The sequence below is a fragment of the Phenylobacterium sp. 58.2.17 genome (assembly GCF_026411515.1).
GTDB lineage: Bacteria > Pseudomonadota > Alphaproteobacteria > Caulobacterales > Caulobacteraceae > Phenylobacterium.
In genome coordinates this window covers 15,765-38,310 of sequence record NZ_JAPMTQ010000039.1, presented here as the reverse complement: position 1 = coordinate 38,310, position 22,546 = coordinate 15,765, and the positions used below count along the sequence as shown (strand labels likewise).

Here is a 22,546-nt window from a genome sequence, read left to right as displayed (position 1 = left end):
CGGCGCCTGGGCGGTCGGTCGTTCCCGCGCGTCGACCGCCGTGCGCATCGGCGCTTCTTCGGCAGGAACCGGCGGCCCGGCCGGCGGCGGATCGGGCGCGAGCTCGGCGACCTTCGCCGGCGCGCCCTTGGCGGGTTTGGCGGCGGGTTTGGACGGGACAGCCTTGGCCGGCGTCGCCTTCACGGGCTTGGCGGGTTCGGGCGTCGGCGCAGCCTCGACCTGCTGGGCCGGACCACAGACCGCCCGCAGCACTCGGCCCAGATAGGCGTCAGGCGAAGGCTGCACCCAGCCGCCCGGCACCTGGCGATTGATCGCCACGCCCTTGGCCTGCGGCTCGGAGAATACGGTCATCTTGACCACCAGATCCCGCCGCCGGACGCAGTCGACATTCACAGTCGAGCGCATCGAACGGTAGCCGATCACCCGCTCGGCCTCGTCGGAGATCACCTCTCCCTGCAGGACCACGCCCTCGATCACCCCGCCGCCGGCCACAGGCGTGCCGCGGTTCCGTATCGCCACCACCAGGTCCGACTTCACGTACACCACCGCGGCGGCAGGCAAACCGCTTGCCGACACGGCGCGGCGTTCACGGGCGTTTTGCGCTCCGTCGGCGTGCGCGCTTTGGGCCAGCGCCAGCACGGCCAGCATTCCTCCCCATCCGAACCGCGCGCGCACCGATCCGCCCCCTTGCTTCGCGACCACACCTGCAGGAGGTCGCATGGTTCGTGCCGGGGCGCCAAGGTCAGCGCCACGTCGCCCAGATTCCGGGCGCCTGCGACATACAGTCCCTTCGCCGTCTCCTTAAGCGTTTGGTGTCCAACCCGAGCGCAGCATCGTGCGGACCTGCGGGAACCCCATGACGGCTCGGACCTGGTATTACAATCTGGCGCTTAGCAGCGGCGTGGCTGTGGCCTACGGCGTCTGCATGGCGTTCAGCCTGAGCCTGACCCGTGAAGGCGCCGGCATCGCCACCATCTGGCTGGCTGGCGGCATCCTGGCGGCCGGTTTCCTGCTCCTGCCCAGGCGTTGGGGGCTCGCCACCGGCGCGGCCTGTTTCACCGCCCAGTTCGCCTACAACCTGTTGGTCGGAAATCCGCTCGCCGCCGCGGCGACCTTCCCGGCGCTGACCATCGGCGAGGCCGTCGCCGCCGCGTGGTTGGCGCGCAAGGTCTGCGGCGAAACCATGCGCCTGACCAGCATGAACCGGGTCGCTCGTCTGCTGCTGCTGGTCATCGCTCCGGCCACCGCACTGACCGCGATCCTGGCCGCCGACGTCTTCACCCTCTACGGGCGCAGCTTCAACACGGTGCTGACGGGGTGGTTCTATGGTCACGCCCTGGGCATGGCGATCATGCTGCCGGCCAGCCTGATGGTCGTCCGCCCGGACATGGTCCGCGACTTCCGCCGCACGCCGTTCGAGCAGTTATGCCTCTACGGTCTGGTCGCGGCGATGAGCTTCGTCAGCGTCCTGCCGATCCGCTTTCCCATGCCGTTGCTGCTGTTCCCGCTCATGGCCCTGCTCGCCTTCCGGCTGGGGCCGCGCGGGGCGGCGGTCGGGGCGATGATCATGGCCGTGGTGCTGTCGAGCCTCGTCGTCAGCCTGCCCTCGCCGCCCAGCGGCGCGACCTGGAGCCTGGCCGAGCGGACCCGCAGCCTCCAGTTCCTGATCGCCATCAATTTCTTCACGAGCCTGGCCACCGCCATGGTCATCGCCGACCAGAAGCGCATGAAGCGCCTATGGGCCCGGCGCACGCGCATCGCCCGCGCCGCCCAGGCCCGTGCGATGGCCGCTGGCCAGGCGAAGACCGAATTCCTGGCCACGATGAGCCACGAGATCCGCACGCCGATGAGCTCGATCGTCGGCTTCACCGAGGTGCTGCTCAAGCGCGAGGACCTGCCCGAGCCCGCGCGGCGGCAGCTGGCGCTGATCGACCGCGCCGGCGCCTCGCTGCTGACCGTGGTCAACGACATCCTGGACTTCTCGAAGGTCGAGGCCGGCGAGGTCGAGCTTTCGCCTGCGCCGATCAATCCGCGCAACGTCGCGCAAGACGCCATGGCCATCGTCGCCGAGGCCGCCCGCCGCAAGGGCCTGGACCTGCAACTCGGCTTCATCGGCCCGGTCGAGGCGCCGGTGATGCTGGACGACCTGCGGGTGCGGCAGATCCTGCTCAACCTGCTTTCCAACGCCATCAAGTTCACCGACCAGGGTCGGGTGCGCCTCGACCTGCAGGCCATCGAGGAGCCGGACGGCGTGCTGTTGCGCTTCCGGGTCACCGACACGGGGCCGGGCGTCCCCTCCGAGCAGGCTGCGCGGCTGTTCAAGCGGTTCAGCCAGGGCGACTCCTCGGTCAGCCGGACCCATGGCGGCACTGGACTGGGCCTGGCCATCTGCCGGGGTCTGACCGAGCTGATGGGCGGCAAGATCGGGGTCGAGAGCAAGCCGGGCGCGGGGGCGACCTTCTGGTTTGAGATCCCGGCCCGCCGCGCTGCTGGGCCGGTTCGCGAGGCCGTCTCGCCGGAAGCCGCCGCCCCGCTGGCGGCCCGCGTGCTGCTGGTGGACGACCATCCAATGAATCGTGAGCTCGGCGCGACCGTGTTGGCCCTGCTGGGTTGCGAGGTGATTCTGGCGGAAAACGGCGTAGAGGCCGTGGCCGCCGCCCAGACCAGCAGCTGCGACCTGATCCTGATGGACGTCCATATGCCGCGCATGGACGGGCTGGAGGCGACGCGGGCCATCCGCGCTCTGGGCGGCGTCTGCGCCGCGGTGCCGATCATCGCCATGAGCGCCGACGTCATGCCGGAGATGGAGGCCGCCTGCCTGCGCGCCGGCATGAATGCTGCGGTCGGCAAGCCGATCCAGATCCAGGCGCTGCACGACGTCCTGACCCTCTGGCTCGGGGAGCCCGGGGGCGTGGCCGCGGCCTGATTTTCACCTCCGCCGGCCTTGGAACGGCGCGCGCCTGCGCTTAGGCTCGCCGCGCTGAAAGTTGGGGAACTCGATGAAACTCCTGCGTCTCGCCGCCGTCGCGCTCGCGGCCCTCGCCTGCGCCTGCTCTCCGAGCCAGAAGGACGAGGCCGCCAAGGCCCCCGACGGACGCACCACCATCCGCTTCGCCACCGACTGGCGCGCCCAGGCCGAACAGGGTGGCTTCTACCAGGCGCTGGCCACCGGGGAGTACGCCAAGCGCGGCCTGGACGTGCAGATCGTGCAGGGCGGCCCAGGCGTGAACGTGCCGCAATTGCTGGCCTCCGGCGCGGTCGAGGCGGGCATGGGCTCCAACAGCTTCATCGTCATGAACCTCGCCAAGGAGAAGATCCCGGTGAAGGCGGTGGCGGCGATGATGCAGAAGGACCCGCAGGTCCTGATCGCGCACCCCGACCAGGGCCTGGAGAAGATCGCCGACCTGAAGGGCCGCCCGATCCTGCTGTCCGACGCCTCGGTCACCGCCTTCTGGGTGTGGCTGAAGTCGAAGTACGGGTTCACCGACGACCAGGTGCGCAAATACACCTTCAACGCCGCGCCGTTCCTCGCCGACAAGCGCGTCGTCCAGCAGGGCTATGTGACGTCCGAGCCCTACACCATCGAGAAACAAGCCGGCCTGAAACCCAAGGTGTTCCTGCTCGCCGACGAGGGCTATCCCGGCTACGCCACCATGGTCCTGGTTCCCGACAGCCTGATCGCCAAGAACCCGGCCGCTGTGAAGGCCTTCGTCGAGGCCTCGGCCGCCGGCTGGAAGAGCTACCTCCACGGCGACGCCGCGCCCGGCGACGCGCTGATCCGCAAGGACAACCCGGAAATGACCCAGGACGTCCTCGACCAGGCCCGCGAGAAGCTGAAGTCGTACGGCATCGTCGACTCGGGCGACGCCCAGACCGCCGGCGTCGGCGTGATGACCGACGCCCGCTGGGCCGAATTCTTCAACGTCGCCGCGAGCCAAGGGGTCTACCCCAAGGATATGGACTACAAGAGCGCCTACACGCTGCAGTTCGTGACGCCGGCGGCGAAGTGACCCTCGCGGCGCTGAATGACGTCGAGGTCGACTATCCGGGGCGCGGCCGCGCGCTGGGGCCGATCGACCTGGGCGTCGAGGCCGGTGAGATCCTGGCGCTGGTCGGGCCGTCGGGCTGCGGCAAGTCCACGGCCCTGAGGCTGCTGGCCGGGCTGGAGGCCCCGACCCGCGGAATCCTGGAGCGCAAGCCCGGCCGCGGCGAGACCGCGGTCGTGTTCCAGGCCCCGACCCTCGCCCCCTGGCTGACGGCGCAGGCCAACGTCGCCCTACCGCTTGAGCTCAGCGGGACGCCGACCGAGGAAGCCCGGCGGCGCGCCCGCGAGGCGCTGGTCCGCGTCGGCCTGGCCGGCGCCGAGAACGCGCGCCCCGCGACGCTGTCGGGGGGCATGGCCATGCGCGCCTCCCTGGCCCGCGCCATGGTCACCGAGCCGCGCCTGCTGCTGCTGGATGAACCCTTCGCGGCGCTGGACGAAATCACCCGCCGCACCCTGGCCGACGACGTGCTGACTTTGTGGGACGCCTCGCGCCCAGCCATCGTCTTCGTGACCCACAATGTCGAGGAGGCGGTCTACATGGCCGACCGCGTCGCGGTGCTGACCCGCGGCCCCGGACGCCTGGCCGGCGTCGCCCGTATCGATGCGCCCTTGCCCCGCTCGCCGGGGTTCCGCACCTCGGAAGTCTTCCGCGCGGCGGTCGAGCAGGTGTCGAGCCTGCTGGCCCAGGGGATGGAGGCCGCTCGATGAGCCGCATCCTCGCGCCGCTGGCGCTGGTCGCCCTGCTGCTGGCCGCCTGGGAGATCGCCGTCCGCGCCCTGGGCGTCCCCGCCTATTTCCTGCCGCCGCCGTCCGGCGTGGCGGTCGCCTTGGTCGAGAACCTGCCCAGCCTGGCCGCGGCGGCCTGGATCACGCTCTCGACCGCGCTGATCGCCCTGGTCGTGGCCAGCCTGATCGCCGTCGGACTGGCGGTGATCGTCGGCCTCAACCCGCTGCTGGAGGCCGCCGTGCGCCCGCTGGCCTCGGTGCTGCAAGTCACGCCGGTCGTGGCCATCGCGCCGCTGGTGCTGATCTGGGCCGGCATCGACCATCCGCAGCGCGCCATCGTCGCCCTGGCGGTGCTGGTGGCCTTTTTCCCAATCTTCTCAGGCGCTGTGACCGGCCTGCGGGCGGCCGATCCGGACCTGGAGCGCTTGTTCGACCTCTATGGCGCCGGGCGCTGGCAGCGGGTCATGCGGCTGCGCCTGCCGTCGGCCGTGCCGTTCCTGCTCGAGGGCCACAAGGTCGGCGCCGGCCTGGCGATCATCGGGGCGGTGGTCGCCGAGTTCGGGGCCGGGTCCGGCGGGGTTCGGGGCCTGGCATGGCAGATCCTCGACGCCGGCAACAAGCTGCAGACCGCTCGGATGATCGCGGCCCTGGTGGTGCTGGGGCTGATGGGGGTGGCGCTGCACGCGTTGCTGGACCGGGCCGAGCGCATCGGCCTGACATGGTGGCGGGGGCGTTAAGCTCAGCCGTTAGGCGAGCTTTAAGCGGCTCGCGGTTAACGATGGCGACATGCGCGCCGTTCTCGCCATCGTCGTCGGCCTCACCCGTCCGCTGACCGCTGCGGACCGGACCGCCGGCGCGCGCGAACAGCCCGATGCGCCGCCGAGCGCCAAGACCGTCGCACCGGACGCCCGTCCGGGCGCCTTCTGAAGAAGACGCTTACATGGCCCGCAGCAAGCTTCACGACCTGATCGAGATGGCCAAGGAGCCGTCCAGCGAGCGCCGGCGCGAGCTGCTGCGCGGGGTCACCGACCTGTTCTTCTCCAGCGACGATGTGCGCGGCGGCGAGGAGATGGAGCTGTTCGACGACGTGCTCAGCCAGCTGGCCGGCGAGATGGAGGAAGCTGTGCGCGGGGAACTGGCCCTGCGGATGTCGACCGCCGCGGCCCCGCCGCGGAGCCTGCTGCGCGACCTGGCCCGCGACGTCTCCATCGACGTCGCCCGCCCCGTCCTGGCGAACTCCCGGGCGCTGACCGACGATGACCTGCTCTCCGTGGCCCGCACCCGCGGCCAGGACCATCTGCGCGCCATCTCCCAGCGACCGATCGTCTCCGAGGCGGTGTCCGAGGCCATCGTCGAGCGCGGCGACGACGCCACCCTGGGCGTGCTGCTGGCCAACGAGGGCGCGGCGATGTCGCGCGAGGTGCAGGAGATGGTCGTCGACCGCGCGGTCGAAAACCCGGCGCTGCACGAGGCGGTGGTCACCCGCAAGTCGCTGCCCGTCGATCTGCTGAACGAGATGTACTTCGTGGTCGAGGCGCGGCTGCGCGGCGAGATCCTGGCCCGCAACGAGGCGGTCGACCCGGCCGAGTTGGACGCCGCCCTGGCCGCCGGCCGCAAGCAGCTGGCGTTCCGCGACGGCGCCCTGCCCTCCGACTACGCCGAGGCCGAAAAGCAGATCCGCGTGCTGCGCCTGCGCGGCGCGATCACGCCCCAGGTGCTGGCCGGCTTCCTGCGCGCGCGCGAGACCACCAAGTTCCTGGTCGCGCTGAGCGAACTGGCCGACATCGACTTCCACACCGCGCGCCGGATCCTGGAGCGGCGCGAACTCGACGCCCTGTCGATCGTCTGCAAGGCCGCCGGGTTCGAGCGCTCGCTCTACCTGACCTTCGCGGTGCTGATCCTCGACCGCGACGCCAACGCCATGGGCCGGGCGCGCGAGTACGGCGAGCTCTACGAGAACCTGCCTCGCGAGGCCGCCCAGCGCACGATCCGCTTCTGGCGCATGCGCCGCAAAGCCGGCGACATGGCCGCCGCCTAAGGGGCGGGCGGCGCGTCCGGAAGCTGAAACCGGATCGGAACGCGAAGCTTGGCGCCGATCATCGGCAGGCCTTCGTCGCTCCACGGCTTGACCTGGAACGAGCCAGCAAGCGTCAGGGCCGACGAACCAAAGCCGTAGCCGGTCGGCTCCTCGCTCTCGACCGCGCAGGTCGCAAGCCGGCCCTGGGCCGCAACCGTGCAGCCGACCACGACCCGCGCGCCTCGGACGCCAGCCTTCGCGGCGGCCGCGGGGTAGCCCGCCACGACCTCGGTTCCGGTCGGCAACCTGGCCCAGGACGGCTTGCCGACGACCCGCTTGTCGGCGTCGAGCATGTCGCTGTCGAACACAAAGGCGATCTGGGCGGCCATGCCCTTGGTGCTGTCTCCGTTCGGCAGCTGATCTGGCCCCAGAAAGCGTGGCGTCAGCGTCTTCGCTGCGGCGGCGAGTCCATAGCCGCTCGGCTCCTCCTGGATCGTCTGGCAGTAGCCGAGCCTGCCGCCGCCCTTGAACTGGCAGTTGAGCGCGACGCGGCCGTTCTGGCGCTTCTCGCGGGCCTTGCGGGGATAGGCCGCCACGACCTCCTCGTAGGCCGGCGCCTCCAGCCAGACGATGTTGCTGAGGCTGGTCTTGCCGCCCACGGTCCCGGCGCCCGGAATATAGGTGCCGGTCGGCAGATCGGGGGTCGCGAACCTGATCGGAATGCCGATGTCGCTTTCGACGGGCTTGCCGTCACGCAGCCCCGGTTTCAGCAGGAACTGCGGCACCAGCGCCAGGGCGGCCTCCCCGAATCCGGCCCCCTCGGGTTCCTCCGCAGCGACCGTGCAATCGGTCAGCGTCCCGCGCAGGCTGACCCGGCATTTCAGGGTTACGCGCCCGCCCACGCCCTTGGCCCAGGCCTCCCTCGGCCACACCGCCATGATGTCCCGCTCGCTGGGGCGCTGCAGCCAATTGGCGCGCACATCCGGCTTTTCGTCGCCCTCGGCCCAGGCCGCCCCGGCCGTGAGCAGGCAAAGCGCTATCGCAAGCGATCTCAAGCCCATGCTTCCCCCCGTCGTTGCACGACGGTGGCATGGCCGACCAGGAGTTGTACAGGCCTCGCTACGAAGCGGAGCGCGCAGAAGCCCCCGCGCTGGCCAACCGCTCCAGCGCATCGGCGGCGATGATGCTCAGCGAGCGCAGGCCGAGTTCCCCGAACACGTCCAGAGCGGCGTTGAGCGCAAAGGCCGCGCTCGCCCGCTCGCCGCGGTCGACGCCGGTGATGTCCATGCGCGCTTCGTAGAGACGGGCCAGATTGACCTGCAGCAGCGCCCAGGCCGCCGGCTCGCGTTTGGCCGAGATCGCCGCCAGTTCGATCTTGAAGGCGGCTTCAGCCGCGTCGAGCACGGTCAGGTCGCCCGACAGCTCGGCCGAGCGCGCCAGGCAAAGCGCCCGATTCGAGGCCCCGAACGCCCGCAGCGACAGACCCGGCGCGCTCTTCAGCACATGGGCGGCGCGGTCGTAGCAGGTGACGGCCTGCTCGTAGGCGCGTTCCGAGGCGCCGGCCTCGCCCAGCGCCTGCAGGCCCTGGGCCAGGGCCGTCTGCACCCGGGCCCAATCGAGCGGACTGTGGTCCCGCGAAAGCTCGCCCGCGACGTCGGCCAGGGCGCTGACCGCCTGGGCCAGCACCTCGACCTCCCCGGCGCCCTCACCCTGCAGCGCCATGGCGTGGCCGCGCAGCGACGCGGCGCGGGCCCAGCTCAGCGGTTCGTAGGCCGGGTCCAGGCCCTCGGCGGCGCGTTCGGCCTGTTCGCGGCCGGCCGCCAGGATGTCGTCATCGCGCAGCCTCGCGCCCCAGCCGATCAGGATGTCGGCCAGCACCAGCCGCGCCTCCACCGCCAGCAGCCGGGCGGCGCGGCACCGCTTGGTCAGGCTCTCAAGTCCGGCGATCGGGACGGCGAAGCGCAGGGCCACGGCTCGGGCGCCGCGGGCGTCGCCGCTCGCCATCTGCTCGCGCGCCTCGATGGCGGCGATGCCGATGTCGGCCAGCGGCAGCGAGAGTCCCCCACGGGCCGCTGCGCGAGCCTCGCGGAAAGCTACATCGGCCGCGGCGTTGAGACCGTCGTCGCCGAACAGTTCGGCCCCCAGCATGGCGCAGAACGCCTGCTCGCAGCGGGCGCGGGCCCAGCCGTCGGGCCGTCGCTCGCGGTCGAAGGCCTCGGCCGCCGCCTCGGCCGTCGCCGCAGCCTTGCGCAGGACGGCGGCGTCGCCCGAGCGACGAGCGACCTCGCGCCAGACGATGGCGCTCTCCAGGCGGCGCTGGGCCTTGTCCTTGGCGCCGACCCGGCCGGCGGCGATGTCCGCGGCTCGGCCCTCCTCGGCGATCATCCGCAAGTCGAGCAGCTCCAGCAGCGATGCGTCGCCGCCGGTCAGTCCGTCGCGGGGGGCGTTCACCGCATCTGCGCCGAACAGACGCTTCAGCTCTCGACCGAACTCGAACATGCGAAGGCTCCGATCACCTCGCGACGTCTCAACACGGGACGCCTACGGAAGGTTCAGACCGGAAACAGCAAAGCCGGAGCCGAGATCGTAAACAAGTGGTTAACGCACGGGTTATGGTTAACAATAACTGAATAAAATGTGTTCGGCGCCAGCCGCGCTCTGGCGCCGAATTTGCTTAACGGCTGTTAAGCACGTTCCTTGGAACGCTCGAAGCCGATCTTCGAAAAGCGTTCGCCGACATAGCCGATTTCCCAAGCGGACTTGGCCAGGAACACCGGCTGGTCGTCGATGTCGCTCGCCATGGCGCCCTTGTGCTTGTTGGCGAAATCTTCGACGTCGGCCTTGTCGCCCGACAGCCAACGCGCTTCGGCATAGGGCGAGGCCTCGAAGATCACCTCCAGCTGGTACTCGTTGGCCAGGCGGTCGGCCATGACCTCGAACTGCAGCTGGCCGACGGCCCCGACGATGAAGTCCGCCCCGATCACCGGCCGGAACAGCTGGGTGACGCCCTCCTCGGCCAGACCTTCCAGCGCCTTCTTCAGGTGCTTGGCCTTCAGCGGATCCTTGACTCGAACGCGCTGCAGGATTTCCGGCGCGAAGTTCGGCAGGCCCGCAAAGCGCAACGTCCCGGTTTCCGACAGGCTGTCGCCGACCCTCAGGACGCCATGGTTCGGAATGCCGATGACGTCGCCGGCATAGGCCTCCTCGGCCAGCTCGCGGTCGGAGGCGAAGAACATGATCGGCGCGTTGACCGACAACTGGCGGCCGGTGTTCTGCACCTTGAGCTTCATGCCGCGCTGGAACTTGCCCGAGGTCAGCCGCAGGAAGGCGATCCGGTCGCGGTGGTTCGGGTCCATGTTCGCCTGGACCTTGAACACGAAGCCGGTGACCTCCTTGTCGCCCGGGGCGACATGGGTCGGCTCGCCCCCGCGCACGGCGGCGACGGCCTTCGGCGGCGGCGCATAGGCGCCCAGCCCGGCCAGCAGTTGGTCGACGCCGAAGTGGCGCAGGGCCGAACCGAAGAATACCGGGGTCATGTGGCCTTCAAGGAACGCCTTTGGATCGAACGGCTTGGACGCCTCCTGTACGAGCATGGCGTTTTCTTCCAGCTCGGCCTGTTCATCCGGATCGAGGTAGCTGACGATCGCATTGCCGCGGAAGGCGACCGGCGCCGGATGGCCCTCTTCGGAATCCGAGCCCTTCTTGGCGAAGGGCACGAACTGCTCGCTGCGTAGGTCCAGCATGCCCTTGAAGCGGCCGCCCGACCCCGCCGGCCAGAACAGCGGCGCCGGATCGAGCGCCAGCTTGGAGGCGATCTCGTCGAGCAGCTCGATCGGGTCCTGGGCCTCGCGGTCCATCTTGTTGATGAAGGTCACGATCGGGATGTCGCGCAGGCGACAGACCTCGAACAGCTTCAGGGTCTGCGGCTCGATGCCCTTGGCGGCGTCCAGCACCATGACCGCCGCGTCGGCCGCCGTCAGAGTGCGGTAGGTGTCTTCCGAGAAGTCCTCGTGGCCCGGGGTGTCGAGCAGGTTGAACATCAGACCGTCGTGGTCGAACGTCATCACGCTGGCCGAGACCGAGATCCCGCGCTCGCGCTCGATCTTCATCCAGTCCGATCGGGTGCGGCGGTTCTCGCCACGGGCGCGCACGGCGCCGGCCGCCCGGATCGCCCCGCCGGCCAGCAGCAGGTTTTCGGTCAGAGTCGTCTTACCGGCGTCCGGATGGGAGATGATGGCGAAGGTGCGCCGGCGCGCGGCCTCGGCGGCGGGAGAGGTGCTCATGGACGGCGCTTAGCGCAGCGCGGCGCTGTGCGAAAGCCCGCCTTATGCGGCCAGGCGCCGCCAGACCTGCCGATCGGTCCAAACGGTGTCGAGCATCCCCTGGTCCTGGCGGCTCGACAGCCGCGCCATCACCTCGAAGTCGACATTGGCGTAGCGCAGGGTCACGTCCTCCGGCGCACAGCCGTAGGCCGGCGCGACGAACAGCGCCGCGTTGATCGACGGCGCCTTGGCGATGATCAGGGTGGCCAGCCGCCGGGCGCGCTCGGGCCTGTCGAAATGCAGCAGCGGATCTTCGGCGTAGAGCTCCTGGCCCAGCTTGCTGACGACGTTGAACGGCAGCGCCCGGAACCTGCGGCCCGCCATCTTCGGCGACAGCTTCGCTCCACTCAGGTTCAGGACGACGTCGTTCAGCAGGAAGAGCATACCAAGCAAGCGCTCGCGTTCGTGGAACGCCGCTGTGTGCCACGAGCGTGCTTTCGGCCCCGTTGAGAAAGGCGGTGAATCGCGCGGTAACCGCGCTGGTTAGCCCTGTTCGACCGGTTCGATCAGGAAGTGGCGGCCTTCCCGATCCTCGATCTCCACGACCCAAATGTCCGGATCGATACGGATCGCGCGCTCGATGTATTTGTCGAGATCGGCCTCCTGGTCGGACACCGCCGGGCGCATCCAGACCCGCTCGCCGTCGCCGCGGGTGGCCTCGGCATAGAGCCGGACCGAGCCGTCGCCGCGGTTCAGCACCTTGACCAGCACGCTGCCGGCCCGCGCATCGCCCTTGCGCACCACGACGGCGAAGCCGCCGCCCAACTCCACGCGGCGGATCAGCGCGGCGACCCAGATGTCGGAGGAAAGCAGCATTGGCGTCGACGGCGTCTCGATAACGGAACGGAAAGACCGGGCCGTTAGGCTCGGCCGCAAGATCTCGAACCTATACGAGAAAAACAGAAGGCATGACGAGTACGCGCAGAACCGCGCGGCGCGTCGTGTGTGGATGGATGGGGCTGGCCGCGGCGGGGGGGCTTCTCGCAGCGCCCGGAGTTTCGGTCGCAGCCGCCGCCGACCTCTTCTACGAACGCACGGTGATGACCGCCGCCGACGCCAGGTGCGGCCTGTTCGCGCCGCCGGTCGGCGCGGCGCTGGCGGCTGGGCGCATGCAGGCGCACGGCGCGGCCATTAGGTCCGGCGCCGACAAGGGCGAGCTGGCTCAGCTGGAACGCCGCGCCCGCGCCAAGGCGGCGGCCACGCCCTGCAAGTCCGCCGACATGACCCTCGCCGCCAGCCGCGTGCGCGAGGCCTTTGAAGGCTACGCCCAGCTCTCGCGCATGACCTATCCTGGCGAGGTGTCCGAATGGCGGGCCGACCGGTCCGGCGGCGTGCGCTGGCGGCTGCAGCAGTCGGCCAGCTTCGGTTGGAACAAGATGGTGTTCGGCCTGGCCGGCCGCGAAGGCGCCAACGCGCTGATGACGGTCGCCAATTTCGCCGACGGCAAGACCCCCTATGGCGCGCGGCTGGTGCTTCGCGACACCGACGCGACGCTGGGGCCCTATCTCGACGCCCGCGGCCAGCCGCTGAGCAAATTGCCGCTGGCGCGGCGCCTGCCGCCGCCGACCGCCCGCAACGCCTATAGCGCCGAGGCTCGCAGCCCGGCCGGCCAGGACCTGTTGCCCAAGGGTTTCAAATCCGGGTGGGCGTTCCGCTTCCCGGCCGCAGCCGCCCACGCCCTGGCCGAACTCGACCCGCGCGAGGCGGTGGCGGTCGAGTTCCTGTTCGCCGGCCCGGACGGCGAGGTGGTTCGCCGCGCCTATGTCGAGGTCGGCGATTTCGCCGCCGGCCGCGCCTTTCTGCAGGTTGCGGCCCGCTGAGCGCCCTTAAGGCGCGTTCGCCGCCGCCGGCTGGTCGAGCACCGGCAGGCGAACCGACACCGTGGTCCCCTCGCCCATCCGGCTCTCGATGATCATCTCGCCGCCGTGCAGCTGGGCGAACGATCGCACCAGCGACAGGCCAAGGCCCGTACCGGCCGCCCGCTGCGCGGCCCCGCCGGCCTGCTCGAACGGCCGTCCCAGGCGCTGGAGATCTTCCGGCCCGATGCCGACGCCGGTGTCGGCGACCAGCAGCTCCATCACAGCGCCGTCCGCCTGCAAGGTCACCGTCACGGCCCCGCCGCGCGGCGTGAACTTCAGGGCGTTGGAGATCAGGTTGAGCGCGATCTGCTTCAGCGCGCGGCGGTCGGCTAGCACGTCGAGCGGCTCGCGCGGCAGCAGGCCGCGCAGCTGCACCCCGGCCCGGTCGGCCTGGCCGCGCATCAGCCGCAGGACGCTCGACACCGCCTCGCGCCCATCGAACGCCTCGCGCGCCAGTTCGTACCGCTCGGCCTCGATCTTCGACATGTCGAGCACGTCGTTGATCAGGTCCAGCAGGTGCCCGCCGGATTCGTGGACCAGCTCCGCGTATTCGGCGTAGCGGTCCGACAACGGCCCAAACAGCCCCTGACGCATGATGTCGGAGAATCCCATGATCGCGTTCAGCGGCGTGCGCAACTCATGGCTCATATTGGCCAGGAAGCGTGACTTGCCCGCGTTCTGAGCCTCGGCCTCGCTGCGGGCCTGCTCCAACTCCAATTCACGCGCGTGGGCGGCGGCGGCGTCGCGCAGCACGCCGATCAACCGGCCAGAGCTCGTGCGCCGCAGGCTGATCGCCAGCCAGGCCTGCGGCTCGGCCGCCGGCGCGAAGGCGACCTCGGCCGCCCCCTCAGCCCGCGCGGCCGCCAACGCCAGGCTCAACCGCGGCCGGTCGGCCTCGCTGGCCAGGTCGACGATGGTCAGGCCGGTGCTCGAGATGCCCCGCGCACCCGCAGGTTCGCGCCCCCAGGTCCGCCCGATCAGGCCATTTCGATCCAGCGTGGCCAACAGGAAGGGCTGCTCGTCCAGCACCTGACGGAGCTGCCCCAAGGCCAGGCGCAGCCGCCGGTCCTCGCGCCCCATATTGCGCTGCAGGATCACCAGGGCCGCTGCAAGTCCCAGCACGGTCGAGGTCAGGGCGAAGGCGCTGACCACCGCGGCCGCCGCCGGGATCAGCACATAACCGGAGAGCGTCAGCCCGCCGATCGCGGCCACTCCGACCGCCGCCAGCGAGACCGCTGCGCCGAGCGCCAGCCGCTCGCCGCGCCCAACGCCGACCGCGGCCACCAGCGGCGCCAGGCACCAGACCGCCAGCGGGCTGCCTACACCGCCGGTCAGCGCGGCCGCGCTCGCCGCCGCCGCGCCGAGGCCGGCGATCGCAAGGATCGAGACCAGGCCTGCGGGCCGGGTCGTCGATAGCATCCTGGCGGGCGGACTTTCGATCACGGGCGGTTCGCGGCTCCCTTGGCGGGCGACTCGACAGAGGATTCTTATCCTTAACTTTAGCGACCCGGGCGAGTCCCTGCGAGGCCGCTCGCGCTGCGGGCGACCCGACTTGGGTACATAGCCGGCTGCGGCCCCGCGACGTTCGAAACCAAATCGTAAGTGGGCGACCGGTAGTCTGCGAGCAGTGCAGACCGCGAGGCTCGTAAGTTGCAGATGGCCCAAGCGGCTCACTTCCCGCCCGACCCGCCTAGCGATCCGACGTCCGAGCCGGAGGCCAGGACGGCCGCCCGCCAGCGTCGGGACATCGTCGCCGACGAAGCCAAGCGCTCGTTCCTGCGCATGGCCAGCCATGAGCTGCGTACGCCGCTGAACTCGATCCTCGGCTTTTCCGAGATCCTGCAGTCAGAGCTCTACGGCCGGCTCGGGGCGCCTCAGTACAAGGAATATGCGAGCATCATCCACACCAGCGGCGCGCGCCTGTTGCGGCTGGTGAACCAGGTGCTCGAGATCGCCCGCCTGGAAGGCGGCGCGATGGACTTCGACCTGCGCACGGAGTCGCTCGACCACGCGCTCGATGACGTGCTGGACAGCCTGCGCGAGGAGGCCGCCCCCCGCGGGGTCGAGGTCGTCATCCTTCAACGCGGCGCGCTGCCGACGGTGACCGCCGACGCCCGCGGCCTGCGCAACCTGCTCGGCAACCTGATCCAGAACGCCGTCATCTTCTCGCCGGACCACGCGGTGGTGCACGTGCACGCTGCACGCATGGGCCAGCAGGTGGAGATCGTCGTGGCCGACGATGGCCCTGGGGTCGATCCGCATGACATTCCCCGCCTGTTGCGCCCCTTCGAGCAGGGCGAGAACGCGCTGACCCGGCGCAGCGAGGGCGCGGGGCTGGGGCTGCCGATCGTCGAACTGCTCTGCACGGCCATGGGCGGCCGGCTGAAGCTCAGCTCGGAGCCGGGCCAAGGCCTGACCGCTCGCGTCCACCTGCCCGCCGGCTAGGCGCAGGACCGGGCGAAGACGCGGCGAAAGCCGTTGCGCAAGGCCTCTGCGGCGCCTAAGTCGCCATTGCTATGAATACGATCGACGACGCCCTGGCCGACCTGGTCGAAGAGTTCGACCTCCTTGGCGACTGGGAGGAGCGCTATCGCTACGTGATCGAGCTGGGCCGCGACTTGGCGCCGCTCTCCGACAGCGAACGCAGCGAGGCGAACAAGGTACGCGGCTGCGCCAGCCAAGTCTGGCTGGTGACCGAACCCCAGGCCGACGGGGCGGTGAAGTTCCGCGGCGATTCCGACGCCCATATCGTGCGCGGCCTGATCGCGGTGCTGCTGCGGCTGTTCTCCGGGCGCCGCCCCGACGAGATCGTCGCCTTCGATGTGAAGTCCGCGTTCGACAGGCTCGGCCTGGCCGGACACCTGTCGGCTCAGCGTTCCAACGGACTGGCCTCGATGGCGGCTCGGATTCGCCGCGACGCCGAGGCGCTGACCGCGGCCTGACGGCTCTAGGCGGCGCGGATGCCGCTGGCGACGGTGTCGCCCTGCACCCCGACCACGGCGTCGTAGCCGAGGATCATGTCGACGTCGGCGCCGTTCGAGGCCAGCGGCAAGCGCAGCCAGAGGATCGAGATGTGCGCGGCGCCGCGCCAAGCCAGGCTGTGCACGCCCACCGACGGCCGGCGTTCTTCGACCACCTTGGTCAGTTCGCGCCGCCAGTAGTCGGCGACGGTAGCGCTGTAGGCCTCGGCCAGGGTGCGCCCGGTGATCTCACGACCATAGACCCCGTACAGCCCGGTGCCGGCCAGCCGCAAGCGGAATTCCAGCGGGTTGCGATGCACGTCGATCAAACTGATGGTCGGCAGCAATCGCTTGAAATCGTCGGGATGGATGTCGTCGCGACCAGGCAAGCGCCCGCGGCGCCGCAACCCGGCCCAGTAGGCGTACAGCTCCTCGTGTGCGCGCGCGGCCGCCGCCGAAGCCCCCATCTGTGCGGCCATATTCAGATTCCTTAACAACCCCTTGGAATCGCGACGAATCACTTATCGCCCAGAGGGTGATTCTCGGGCAAGGGGAAATCCTAATTCCCGGAAAGAATTCGGGCCGAAAGGTGGCGCAGCTTGACCTTGAGGGGCGGCGCCGGCGCTCCTCGCGGCTGGCGCGGCAGTCAACCGGGCGCCCCGGCCTGGAGCAGAAGTCAGGCCACCCGTCGCGCAACACCAACCCCTGATGGGTAACAAAAAACGCCCGCCTGAAAAGGCGGGCGTCTTCGCATCTCGAATATCGGGTCGGTTCTACTTGGAGCGCTTGCGCGGCGCCTGACGGCCGCCCTGCCCCAGGCCCATTTGCTTGGCCAGATCCGAGCGCGCCTTGGCGTAGTTCGGCGCAACCATCGGGTAGTCCTTCGGAAGACCCCACTTCGCGCGGTATTCTTCGGGGCTCATGTTGTACTTGGTGCGCAGGTGACGCTTCAGCGACTTGAACTTGCGGCCGTCTTCCAGGCAGACCAGATGATCGGGCGTGATCGAGCGGCGCACAGGCACGGCCGGCTCCTTCGGCGCGACTTCCTGAACGTCTGAACCGGTGGAAATACCCGCCAGAGCCCGATGGACGCTCTGGATCAGGTTGGGAAGATCGGCCGCAGCCACCGAATTGTTCCCGACATAAGCGGAAACAATATCCGCCGTCATCTCAATGACTTCCGACTTCTCGTCCATATTTCTCGGTTCCGTGAGTGCGGGTGCACCAAGTTGGGGGATGACTGATTCACGACATCAGTGGACGCGTTAATATCTGGAACCCAACTGAAGCACAAGCAAACAATACGCCGCTGTTCTTCAACGAACACGATCATCGTTAAGTTTAGCTGTCACGATGCACCGATCGGTTGTGCAACACCTACTATTGCAGCGCGGCAATGCGTCGCAACCTGTAGTGCTTAGCGCCCAAAATCCTTGGAAAACGCCAGCATGGCAGCCTTCTGCGGAGCTGAGTATTCGTCAAATCCGTCTTCGTCGCCATCGCGGATTGCGCGTAGCAAAGCTGGCGTCAGCGCCGAGGTCAGAGACCAGTTCCAATACCTGAGCACCGTCTGCGCCCGGTCGACCGCGATCATGTCGTAGACCAGTATCGCGCGCTCCAACGCGCCGGATGGCGAGCCGTCCGCCTCGGTCTCCTCGCGCTTGAGACCGCGCCACAGCGCCCGAATGGCGGACTTCGGCAGCCCCGTGGCTTTACAAAGGATCGCCAGCGGCTCGCCGCCGCTGTCGGTGAAGATTTTGGCGCCGGTCATCGGCTTGAGGCCCGACAGGTACGAGATCTCCTCGGCCACTTCGCGCGACAGGCCGTCGGCCGCGGCGGCGACCGCCGCTTCCAGATTGTCGTAGGGGCTTCGATCGACCGCCGCGCGGTTGCGCTGACGCCGCTCGATGAACTGCAGCGCCTTGCGCGACAACGGCTCCTGCCAGTGTTCGGCCGCAGCCATCGCAAAAAGGTCGCTGGTCGCCTCCTGCAGCACCTCGCGAGAGACTGCGAAACGCTGGAGGATCACTCGGCGGGCTTCGGCGTCGGCCCACCAGAACAGCACATAGGCGTGCGCGGGGCGCAGTTCGGGTCGGCGAAGCAGCATGGTGGTCAACCGCGGGTCGCCACGCGTCAGGGCCACGACCGCCTCGATGCCGCCCGTCGAGAGCTTCGCCTCGTCGTTCTTCAGCAGACACTCGAGCACCAGCACTTCGCCGAATTCGATCAGCACGTCACACACGACCTCGCTGACCCCCCGGCGCAGCGCGATCAGCCGCCGATGTTCGAGATTCATCAACCGCGCGCAGTCGAGCAGGTCGGCGTCCGACAGCGTGGCGGCGTTGAGTAGGAGTTCTTCGGCGACGTCCACCTCGTCGCGCAGCAGCAGCCGCGCCAGGGTGGCCGGTATCTCAGCCAGGCCGGATATCCGGTGCGCGACTTTCTTGCGCTCTGCCGGCTCGGCCTCGCGCAGCATATCGGCCAGCAGGTCTGCGGTCATCGCCCGCTCGAAGGGGTTGATCCGCGAGAGCGGCAGGCAGACGACGTCCGCCAGCCGCTTGAGCAAGTTCGCCCGCGCCCGCGAGGCGGGCGGGGCGTCGAGCTCGGTCATCGGCGTCGGCAGGTTCATGCGGGGTCCCGGCGAATACCTGCCGCTATCGAATCACACTGCGCTTAACCGTGTGTTCACTTGAAGGTCGGCGCGGACCACTGCTCCCAGATGTTCGGCAGGTCGCTGGAGACCTTGTTCGGGAACGACGGCGGGCGCTTCTCGAGGAACGACATCACCCCTTCGCGGGCGTCGGCCATCGCCCCGCGGGTCTGAATGCCGCGGCTGTCGGCCTGATGCGCCTCCATGGGGTGAGCCGCTCCCGCCATCCGCCACAGCAGTTGCCGGGTCAGGGCGATGGAGACCGGGGCGGTGTTGTCGACGATCTCCCGCGCCAGCGCCCTGGCCGCCGGCAGCAATTCGTCCGGCGCGTGCAGCGAACGCACCAGGCCGCGATCGAGGGCTTCCTGCGCCGGGAACACCCGGCCGGTGTAGCACCACTCCAGCGCCGTCTGGACCCCGACCAGCCGCGGGAGGAACCAGGACGAGGCCGCTTCCGGGTTCAGGCCGCGGCGCGCGAACACCAGGCCGAAGCGGGCCTCGGTCGAGGCCATGCGGATATCCATCGGCAGCTGCATGGTGACCCCGACCCCGACCGCCGGACCGTTGATCGCCCCGATCACCGGCTTGAGGCTGTCATAGATCCGCAGCGAGACCAGCCCCCCGCCGTCCCGCTGCACGCCCTGACGGGTGCGCGCAGCGCGATCCTCGCCGCCGCGCTTGTCGTAGTCGAAGGTCTCGCCGCCGGCCGACAGGTCGGCCCCGGCGCAGAAAGCGCGGCCCGCCCCGGTGACGATCACCGCCTTCACCGCATCGTCGGCGTCGGTCACGTCGAACGCCGCGATCAGGTCCTTCATCATCTGCGTGTTGAAGGCGTTGAGCTTCTCCGGACGGTTGAGGGTGATCGTCGCCACCCCATCCTCGACGTCGTAGCCGAGGGTCTCGAAACTGTGCGTGGCCATCAGATCCTCCCTGAAATTTCGTCTAGTCCGCGCCGCTTGACGGACGGTCCGTCAAGGCCCGCATACTCGCCTTATCAACGATAACTTTGGGAGGACGGTCGAGACGCCGAAAGCGCCCCGGCCGCCGCGAGGAAGAGTTCATGCATCCGGCCAATCACGCCCAGACCCACCCCGACCGCGCCGCCTTCGTCATGGCCGCGACGGGCGAAACCGTCACCTATAAGGAGCTCGACGAGCGGTCGAACCAGGGCGCGCAACTCTTTCGATCGCTGGGCCTGAAGACCGGCGACGTCATCGCCATCCTGATGGAGAACCACCCACGGTTCTTCGAGATCGCCTGGGCCGCGCAACGGGCGGGCCTCTACTTCGCCTGCATCTCCTCGAAGCTCACCGCCGGCGAGATCGAGTACATCATGAAGGATTGCGAGGCGAAGGTCCTGATCACCTCGACCGGCGTCGGCGGCGTGGTCGACGAACTTCCGGCGCTGCTGCCGGGCGTGAAGCTGTTCATGGTCGGCCAGCCGCGCGCGCCCTACGAGAGCTTCGAGGCGGCGCGCGACGCCCAACCCGCGACGCCGATCCCTGACGGCAGCGCCGGCACGGACATGCTCTATTCGTCGGGCACCACCGGCCGGCCGAAGGGCATCAAGCCGCCGCTGACCGGCGCGCCGATCGACGCCCCAAACCCGCTGGCGATGATGGCCCAGGGGCTGTTCGGCTTTCAGAACGACAGCGTCTATCTCTCGCCCGCGCCGCTCTATCACGCTGCGCCCCTGCGCTGGTGCATGAGCGTCCACCGCCTGGGCGGCACGGTCGTGGTGATGGAGAAGTTCGACCCGGAAGACGCCCTGGGGCTGATCGAAAAGTACAAGATCGACGTCGGCCAGTTCGTGCCCACGCATTTCGTCCGGATGCTGAAACTGCCGCCTGAGGTGCGCGCCAAGTACGACGTTTCTTCGATGCGCTCGGCCGTCCACGCCGCCGCCCCCTGCCCGATCCCGGTCAAGGAGCAGATGATGGCCTGGTGGGGACCGGTCATCCACGAGTACTACGCGGGCAGCGAGGGCAACGGCTTCTGCTACATTGGCCCGCACGACTGGCTGGCCCACAAGGGATCGGTCGGCCGCGGAACCACCGCTGAGGTCAAGATCTGCGGCGAGGATGGCGAACCCCTGCCGCCGCGCTCTGAGGGCGTCGTCTACTTCGCCGGCGGCACGCCGCTGACCTATCACAACGCTCCGGACAAGGTCGCCGAGAACACCAACAAGTACGGCTGGACGACGCTGGGCGACGTCGGCTGGCTGGACGAGGAAGGCTTCCTCTACCTCACCGACCGCAAGAGCTTCATGATCATCTCGGGCGGCGTGAACATCTATCCGCAGGAGCTTGAGAACCTGCTGATCACCCACCCCAAGGTAGCTGACGCCGCCGTGGTCGGCGGACCGCACGAGGAGATGGGCGAACAGGTCATCGCGGTGATTCAGCCGATCGACTGGGCTGCGGCCGGCGAAGACCTCAAGGCCGAACTGGCCGCCTTCTGCCGCGCCAACCTCAGCCACGTGAAGTCGCCGCGGGTCATCGACTTCATGCAGGAACTGCCGCGTCATCCGACCGGCAAGCTCTACAAGCGCCTGATCCGCGACGCCTACTGGGGCAAGGAAGGCTCGCGGATCGTCTGAGGGGCGGGCGCCCATCGCAAAGTTCTCATTTTGTTCTTGTCAGGCTTGCAATCTATGCGACAGTGACATCGGCGTCCGGCCTCGTGACGGGGGGACGCATCTCCGATGTTGAGATCGACAGGAACCCTGAATGACGACGATGCCGAAGGGGCAGCCGCGCTCCGTACCTGACCCGGAGGGCGAACTCTACGACGCCAACATGGCCGACCTTAGGAGGCGGCGAGAAGAGGCCGAAGCCGGGCGAACGAAGATCGCCCGTCCCAGTCTCGCGCAATCGTTCATTCCTGTGGTCGGTCCAGCCTGGGAGGCCGTTGCGGACTATCAGGACGGGAACTATGCGGGCGCGGCCTTCAATGGAGCGATGGCCGTCGCTGACGTGCTGCCGATCGGGATCGCAGCGAAGGGTGTTCGAGCAGCGAGCAAGGGTATCAAAGTTCTAAAGGAGGGCTCCGTCTCGGCGAACGCCGCGGCCAAGCAGATTCGGGCGAAGGGCTTGGCCGGCAAGGGGCAGGAGATCCATCACACGATTCCCTTGAAGGGCCTGAGCCGCACCGCCCAGGATCCTCGCAATCACTACGCGCTCCTCAAGGTGTTGCCGGTCGAGCAGCATCGGCGCCTGACGGGAAGCTGGAAAGGCAAGCCTCGCTACGATCCGGTCCGTCGCGTTTGGTACGGCACCACCGACTGGCAGAAGGCGCTGCCCACAGCGATGGCGGCGAACCTGGCCGATGGCGTGCAGAACCTTGTTCAGCCGCGAGGGACACCGCGCCGATGAGCTCGTCCGACGCTGACGCGATCACCTCTGATCTTATCGATTTCAACTTCCCGGTGATTGGCTTCACACCCGACCGAGAGATTTGGGGCTTTCCAGATCGAAGGTCGCTGACGACCTGCGGAAGGCTGACGCGGCGCGAAGGCAAATCGCTGGGGATGGAGCTCATAGACGGCGATGGGCTTCGCTGCCGCGTCACGGCGCTCCATGACAGAGGCCGGGCGCGCCCCCTCATTCCCTGGCTCATAGAGGCGATGCTGGCGGGCCCGCAGTACAGGATCGAGTACAGCCTGGAGCGGCTTGAGAAGGCGACTCTGGATGAGGTGAAGGCTCGCGCCTGCGAAACGCTGGAGGCCTTTCCAGACGACTACTGCCTATTCGATGAGCACGAGACGGTCCTGCTTCCACTGATGGCGCAGGTGCGCGCCGCCAACGATGTGGAAGAGATCTTCAAGCTTCTAGGACCCGATACCTTCGAGGCCTACTGAGCTTCGGAATATCGGGGGGGGGGGGGGGGGGGGGGGGGGGTGGGGGCCCCGCGGCGCGCCGCGGCCCCGTATATGTTGAAACGCCCCCGGCCGGGGGCGCCACACGCG

Annotated in this window: 23 protein-coding genes; 12 read left to right on the top strand and 11 right to left on the bottom strand. The window is 68.9% G+C overall.

The features are described from left to right. Window positions 1–648 (bottom strand): surface-adhesin E family protein (locus OUA97_RS18710; RefSeq protein ID WP_323690987.1); only part of this gene is annotated, 648 nt, incomplete at its 3' end. Between the two features lie 208 nt (window positions 649–856). Between OUA97_RS18710 and OUA97_RS18705 the strand changes: the two genes are divergently transcribed. From OUA97_RS18705 to OUA97_RS18680, 6 genes are all read left to right on the top strand, one after another. Further along, entirely contained in the window at window positions 857–2,926 is a 2,070-nt protein-coding gene (locus OUA97_RS18705; RefSeq protein WP_267233546.1) for an ATP-binding protein, read from the top strand. Between the two features lie 73 nt (window positions 2,927–2,999). Next, window positions 3,000–4,010 (top strand): ABC transporter substrate-binding protein, encoded by a 1,011-nt coding sequence (locus OUA97_RS18700; RefSeq protein ID WP_267233545.1) that lies wholly within the window; start codon window positions 3,000–3,002, stop codon window positions 4,008–4,010. Next, entirely contained in the window at window positions 4,007–4,753 is a 747-nt protein-coding gene (locus OUA97_RS18695) for an ABC transporter ATP-binding protein (RefSeq protein ID WP_267233544.1), read from the top strand. Before OUA97_RS18700 ends, OUA97_RS18695 begins: the two co-directional genes overlap by 4 nt. Next, window positions 4,750–5,508 carry an ABC transporter permease gene (locus OUA97_RS18690; RefSeq protein WP_267233543.1) on the top strand — a complete coding sequence of 253 codons (759 nt, stop codon included), beginning with the start codon at window positions 4,750–4,752 and terminating at the stop codon, window positions 5,506–5,508. Before OUA97_RS18695 ends, OUA97_RS18690 begins: the two co-directional genes overlap by 4 nt. A 49-nt stretch (window positions 5,509–5,557) precedes the next feature. Beyond that, entirely contained in the window at window positions 5,558–5,698 is a 141-nt protein-coding gene (locus OUA97_RS18685; protein WP_267233542.1) for a hypothetical protein, read from the top strand. Window positions 5,699–5,711: 13 nt separating this feature from the next. Next, a complete protein-coding gene (locus OUA97_RS18680; RefSeq protein WP_267233541.1) occupies window positions 5,712–6,809 on the top strand; it encodes a DUF2336 domain-containing protein in 1,098 nt (365 codons plus the stop codon). Here the strand turns inward: OUA97_RS18680 and OUA97_RS18675 are convergent. The 5 genes from OUA97_RS18675 to OUA97_RS18655 all read right to left on the bottom strand — a co-directional run bounded on the left by OUA97_RS18675 (window position 6,806) and on the right by OUA97_RS18655 (window position 11,926). Next, on the bottom strand, window positions 6,806–7,849 hold the full coding sequence (locus OUA97_RS18675) for an energy transducer TonB (RefSeq protein ID WP_267233540.1): 1,044 nt from the start codon (window positions 7,847–7,849) through the stop codon (window positions 6,806–6,808). The two genes, OUA97_RS18680 and OUA97_RS18675, sit on opposite strands and share 4 nt — an antisense overlap. A gap of 58 nt (window positions 7,850–7,907) precedes the next feature. Further along, the gene (locus tag OUA97_RS18670) at window positions 7,908–9,287 is read right to left on the bottom strand and encodes a hypothetical protein (RefSeq protein WP_267233539.1); all 1,380 of its coding nucleotides are present in this window, start codon (window positions 9,285–9,287) and stop codon (window positions 7,908–7,910) included. Window positions 9,288–9,472: 185 nt separating this feature from the next. Further along, on the bottom strand, window positions 9,473–11,071 hold the full coding sequence (locus OUA97_RS18665; protein ID WP_267233538.1) for a peptide chain release factor 3: 1,599 nt from the start codon (window positions 11,069–11,071) through the stop codon (window positions 9,473–9,475). A gap of 42 nt (window positions 11,072–11,113) precedes the next feature. Then, window positions 11,114–11,494, bottom strand: a complete 381-nt coding sequence (locus tag OUA97_RS18660) for a hypothetical protein (protein ID WP_267233548.1) — start codon at window positions 11,492–11,494, stop codon at window positions 11,114–11,116. 99 nt (window positions 11,495–11,593) lie between these two features. Continuing rightward, a complete protein-coding gene (locus OUA97_RS18655) occupies window positions 11,594–11,926 on the bottom strand; it encodes a DUF1491 family protein (RefSeq protein WP_267233537.1) in 333 nt (110 codons plus the stop codon). 92 nt (window positions 11,927–12,018) lie between these two features. Between OUA97_RS18655 and OUA97_RS18650 the strand changes: the two genes are divergently transcribed. Next, entirely contained in the window at window positions 12,019–12,930 is a 912-nt protein-coding gene (locus OUA97_RS18650; RefSeq protein WP_267233536.1) for a hypothetical protein, read from the top strand. 6 nt (window positions 12,931–12,936) lie between these two features. On the opposite strand, the gene OUA97_RS18645 is transcribed toward OUA97_RS18650, so the two are convergent. Then, the gene (locus OUA97_RS18645) at window positions 12,937–14,412 is read right to left on the bottom strand and encodes a HAMP domain-containing sensor histidine kinase (protein WP_323690983.1); all 1,476 of its coding nucleotides are present in this window, start codon (window positions 14,410–14,412) and stop codon (window positions 12,937–12,939) included. Between the two features lie 213 nt (window positions 14,413–14,625). Between OUA97_RS18645 and OUA97_RS18640 the strand changes: the two genes are divergently transcribed. Both OUA97_RS18640 and OUA97_RS18635 read left to right on the top strand, forming a co-directional pair. Continuing rightward, on the top strand, window positions 14,626–15,414 hold the full coding sequence (locus tag OUA97_RS18640) for a sensor histidine kinase (protein ID WP_267233535.1): 789 nt from the start codon (window positions 14,626–14,628) through the stop codon (window positions 15,412–15,414). Window positions 15,415–15,485: 71 nt separating this feature from the next. Beyond that, complete coding sequence (locus OUA97_RS18635; protein ID WP_267233534.1) at window positions 15,486–15,911, top strand: SufE family protein; 426 nt, start codon at window positions 15,486–15,488, stop codon at window positions 15,909–15,911. 5 nt (window positions 15,912–15,916) lie between these two features. On the opposite strand, the gene OUA97_RS18630 is transcribed toward OUA97_RS18635, so the two are convergent. From OUA97_RS18630 to OUA97_RS18615, 4 genes are all read right to left on the bottom strand, one after another. Continuing rightward, on the bottom strand, window positions 15,917–16,408 hold the full coding sequence (locus tag OUA97_RS18630; RefSeq protein ID WP_323690981.1) for a PAS domain-containing protein: 492 nt from the start codon (window positions 16,406–16,408) through the stop codon (window positions 15,917–15,919). Between the two features lie 294 nt (window positions 16,409–16,702). Next, on the bottom strand, window positions 16,703–17,125 hold the full coding sequence (locus OUA97_RS18625; RefSeq protein WP_056015959.1) for a MucR family transcriptional regulator: 423 nt from the start codon (window positions 17,123–17,125) through the stop codon (window positions 16,703–16,705). Window positions 17,126–17,346: 221 nt separating this feature from the next. After that, window positions 17,347–18,540: a DUF2336 domain-containing protein gene (locus OUA97_RS18620; protein ID WP_267233533.1), complete on the bottom strand. Its 1,194-nt coding sequence runs from the start codon at window positions 18,538–18,540 to the stop codon at window positions 17,347–17,349. Between the two features lie 74 nt (window positions 18,541–18,614). Next, window positions 18,615–19,499 carry a crotonase/enoyl-CoA hydratase family protein gene (locus tag OUA97_RS18615; RefSeq protein WP_267233532.1) on the bottom strand — a complete coding sequence of 295 codons (885 nt, stop codon included), beginning with the start codon at window positions 19,497–19,499 and terminating at the stop codon, window positions 18,615–18,617. A 140-nt stretch (window positions 19,500–19,639) separates the two neighbouring features. On the opposite strand from OUA97_RS18615, the gene OUA97_RS18610 reads away from it, so the two are divergent. From OUA97_RS18610 to OUA97_RS18600, 3 genes are all read left to right on the top strand, one after another. Further along, window positions 19,640–21,178: an acyl-CoA synthetase gene (locus OUA97_RS18610; protein ID WP_267233531.1), complete on the top strand. Its 1,539-nt coding sequence runs from the start codon at window positions 19,640–19,642 to the stop codon at window positions 21,176–21,178. Between the two features lie 130 nt (window positions 21,179–21,308). Beyond that, window positions 21,309–21,953, top strand: a complete 645-nt coding sequence (locus OUA97_RS18605) for a hypothetical protein (protein ID WP_267233530.1) — start codon at window positions 21,309–21,311, stop codon at window positions 21,951–21,953. After that, window positions 21,950–22,438, top strand: coding sequence for a hypothetical protein (locus OUA97_RS18600; RefSeq protein WP_267233529.1), 489 nt, complete (start codon window positions 21,950–21,952; stop codon window positions 22,436–22,438). The genes OUA97_RS18605 and OUA97_RS18600 overlap by 4 nt, the downstream gene beginning before the upstream one ends. Window positions 22,439–22,546 lie beyond the last annotated feature (108 nt).

What these genes read in the sequence shown, in the direction of transcription:
- OUA97_RS18705 (WP_267233546.1), top strand. Translation starts at nt 857, where the DNA reads ATGACGGCTCGGACCTGGTATTACAATCTGGCGCTTAGCAGCGGCGTG.
- OUA97_RS18700 (WP_267233545.1), top strand. Translation starts at nt 3,000, where the DNA reads ATGAAACTCCTGCGTCTCGCCGCCGTCGCGCTCGCGGCCCTCGCCTGC.
- OUA97_RS18690 (WP_267233543.1), top strand. Translation starts at nt 4,750, where the DNA reads ATGAGCCGCATCCTCGCGCCGCTGGCGCTGGTCGCCCTGCTGCTGGCC.
- OUA97_RS18685 (WP_267233542.1), top strand. Translation starts at nt 5,558, where the DNA reads ATGCGCGCCGTTCTCGCCATCGTCGTCGGCCTCACCCGTCCGCTGACC.
- OUA97_RS18680 (WP_267233541.1), top strand. Translation starts at nt 5,712, where the DNA reads ATGGCCCGCAGCAAGCTTCACGACCTGATCGAGATGGCCAAGGAGCCG.
- OUA97_RS18675 (WP_267233540.1), bottom strand. Translation starts at nt 7,849, where the DNA reads ATGGGCTTGAGATCGCTTGCGATAGCGCTTTGCCTGCTCACGGCCGGG.
- OUA97_RS18670 (WP_267233539.1), bottom strand. Translation starts at nt 9,287, where the DNA reads ATGTTCGAGTTCGGTCGAGAGCTGAAGCGTCTGTTCGGCGCAGATGCG.
- OUA97_RS18665 (WP_267233538.1), bottom strand. Translation starts at nt 11,071, where the DNA reads ATGAGCACCTCTCCCGCCGCCGAGGCCGCGCGCCGGCGCACCTTCGCC.
- OUA97_RS18660 (WP_267233548.1), bottom strand. Translation starts at nt 11,494, where the DNA reads ATGCTCTTCCTGCTGAACGACGTCGTCCTGAACCTGAGTGGAGCGAAG.
- OUA97_RS18655 (WP_267233537.1), bottom strand. Translation starts at nt 11,926, where the DNA reads ATGCTGCTTTCCTCCGACATCTGGGTCGCCGCGCTGATCCGCCGCGTG.
- OUA97_RS18650 (WP_267233536.1), top strand. Translation starts at nt 12,019, where the DNA reads ATGACGAGTACGCGCAGAACCGCGCGGCGCGTCGTGTGTGGATGGATG.
- OUA97_RS18640 (WP_267233535.1), top strand. Translation starts at nt 14,626, where the DNA reads ATGGCCCAAGCGGCTCACTTCCCGCCCGACCCGCCTAGCGATCCGACG.
- OUA97_RS18635 (WP_267233534.1), top strand. Translation starts at nt 15,486, where the DNA reads ATGAATACGATCGACGACGCCCTGGCCGACCTGGTCGAAGAGTTCGAC.
- OUA97_RS18630 (WP_323690981.1), bottom strand. Translation starts at nt 16,408, where the DNA reads ATGGCCGCACAGATGGGGGCTTCGGCGGCGGCCGCGCGCGCACACGAG.
- OUA97_RS18625 (WP_056015959.1), bottom strand. Translation starts at nt 17,125, where the DNA reads ATGGACGAGAAGTCGGAAGTCATTGAGATGACGGCGGATATTGTTTCC.
- OUA97_RS18620 (WP_267233533.1), bottom strand. Translation starts at nt 18,540, where the DNA reads ATGACCGAGCTCGACGCCCCGCCCGCCTCGCGGGCGCGGGCGAACTTG.
- OUA97_RS18615 (WP_267233532.1), bottom strand. Translation starts at nt 19,499, where the DNA reads ATGGCCACGCACAGTTTCGAGACCCTCGGCTACGACGTCGAGGATGGG.
- OUA97_RS18610 (WP_267233531.1), top strand. Translation starts at nt 19,640, where the DNA reads ATGCATCCGGCCAATCACGCCCAGACCCACCCCGACCGCGCCGCCTTC.
- OUA97_RS18605 (WP_267233530.1), top strand. Translation starts at nt 21,309, where the DNA reads ATGACGACGATGCCGAAGGGGCAGCCGCGCTCCGTACCTGACCCGGAG.
- OUA97_RS18600 (WP_267233529.1), top strand. Translation starts at nt 21,950, where the DNA reads ATGAGCTCGTCCGACGCTGACGCGATCACCTCTGATCTTATCGATTTC.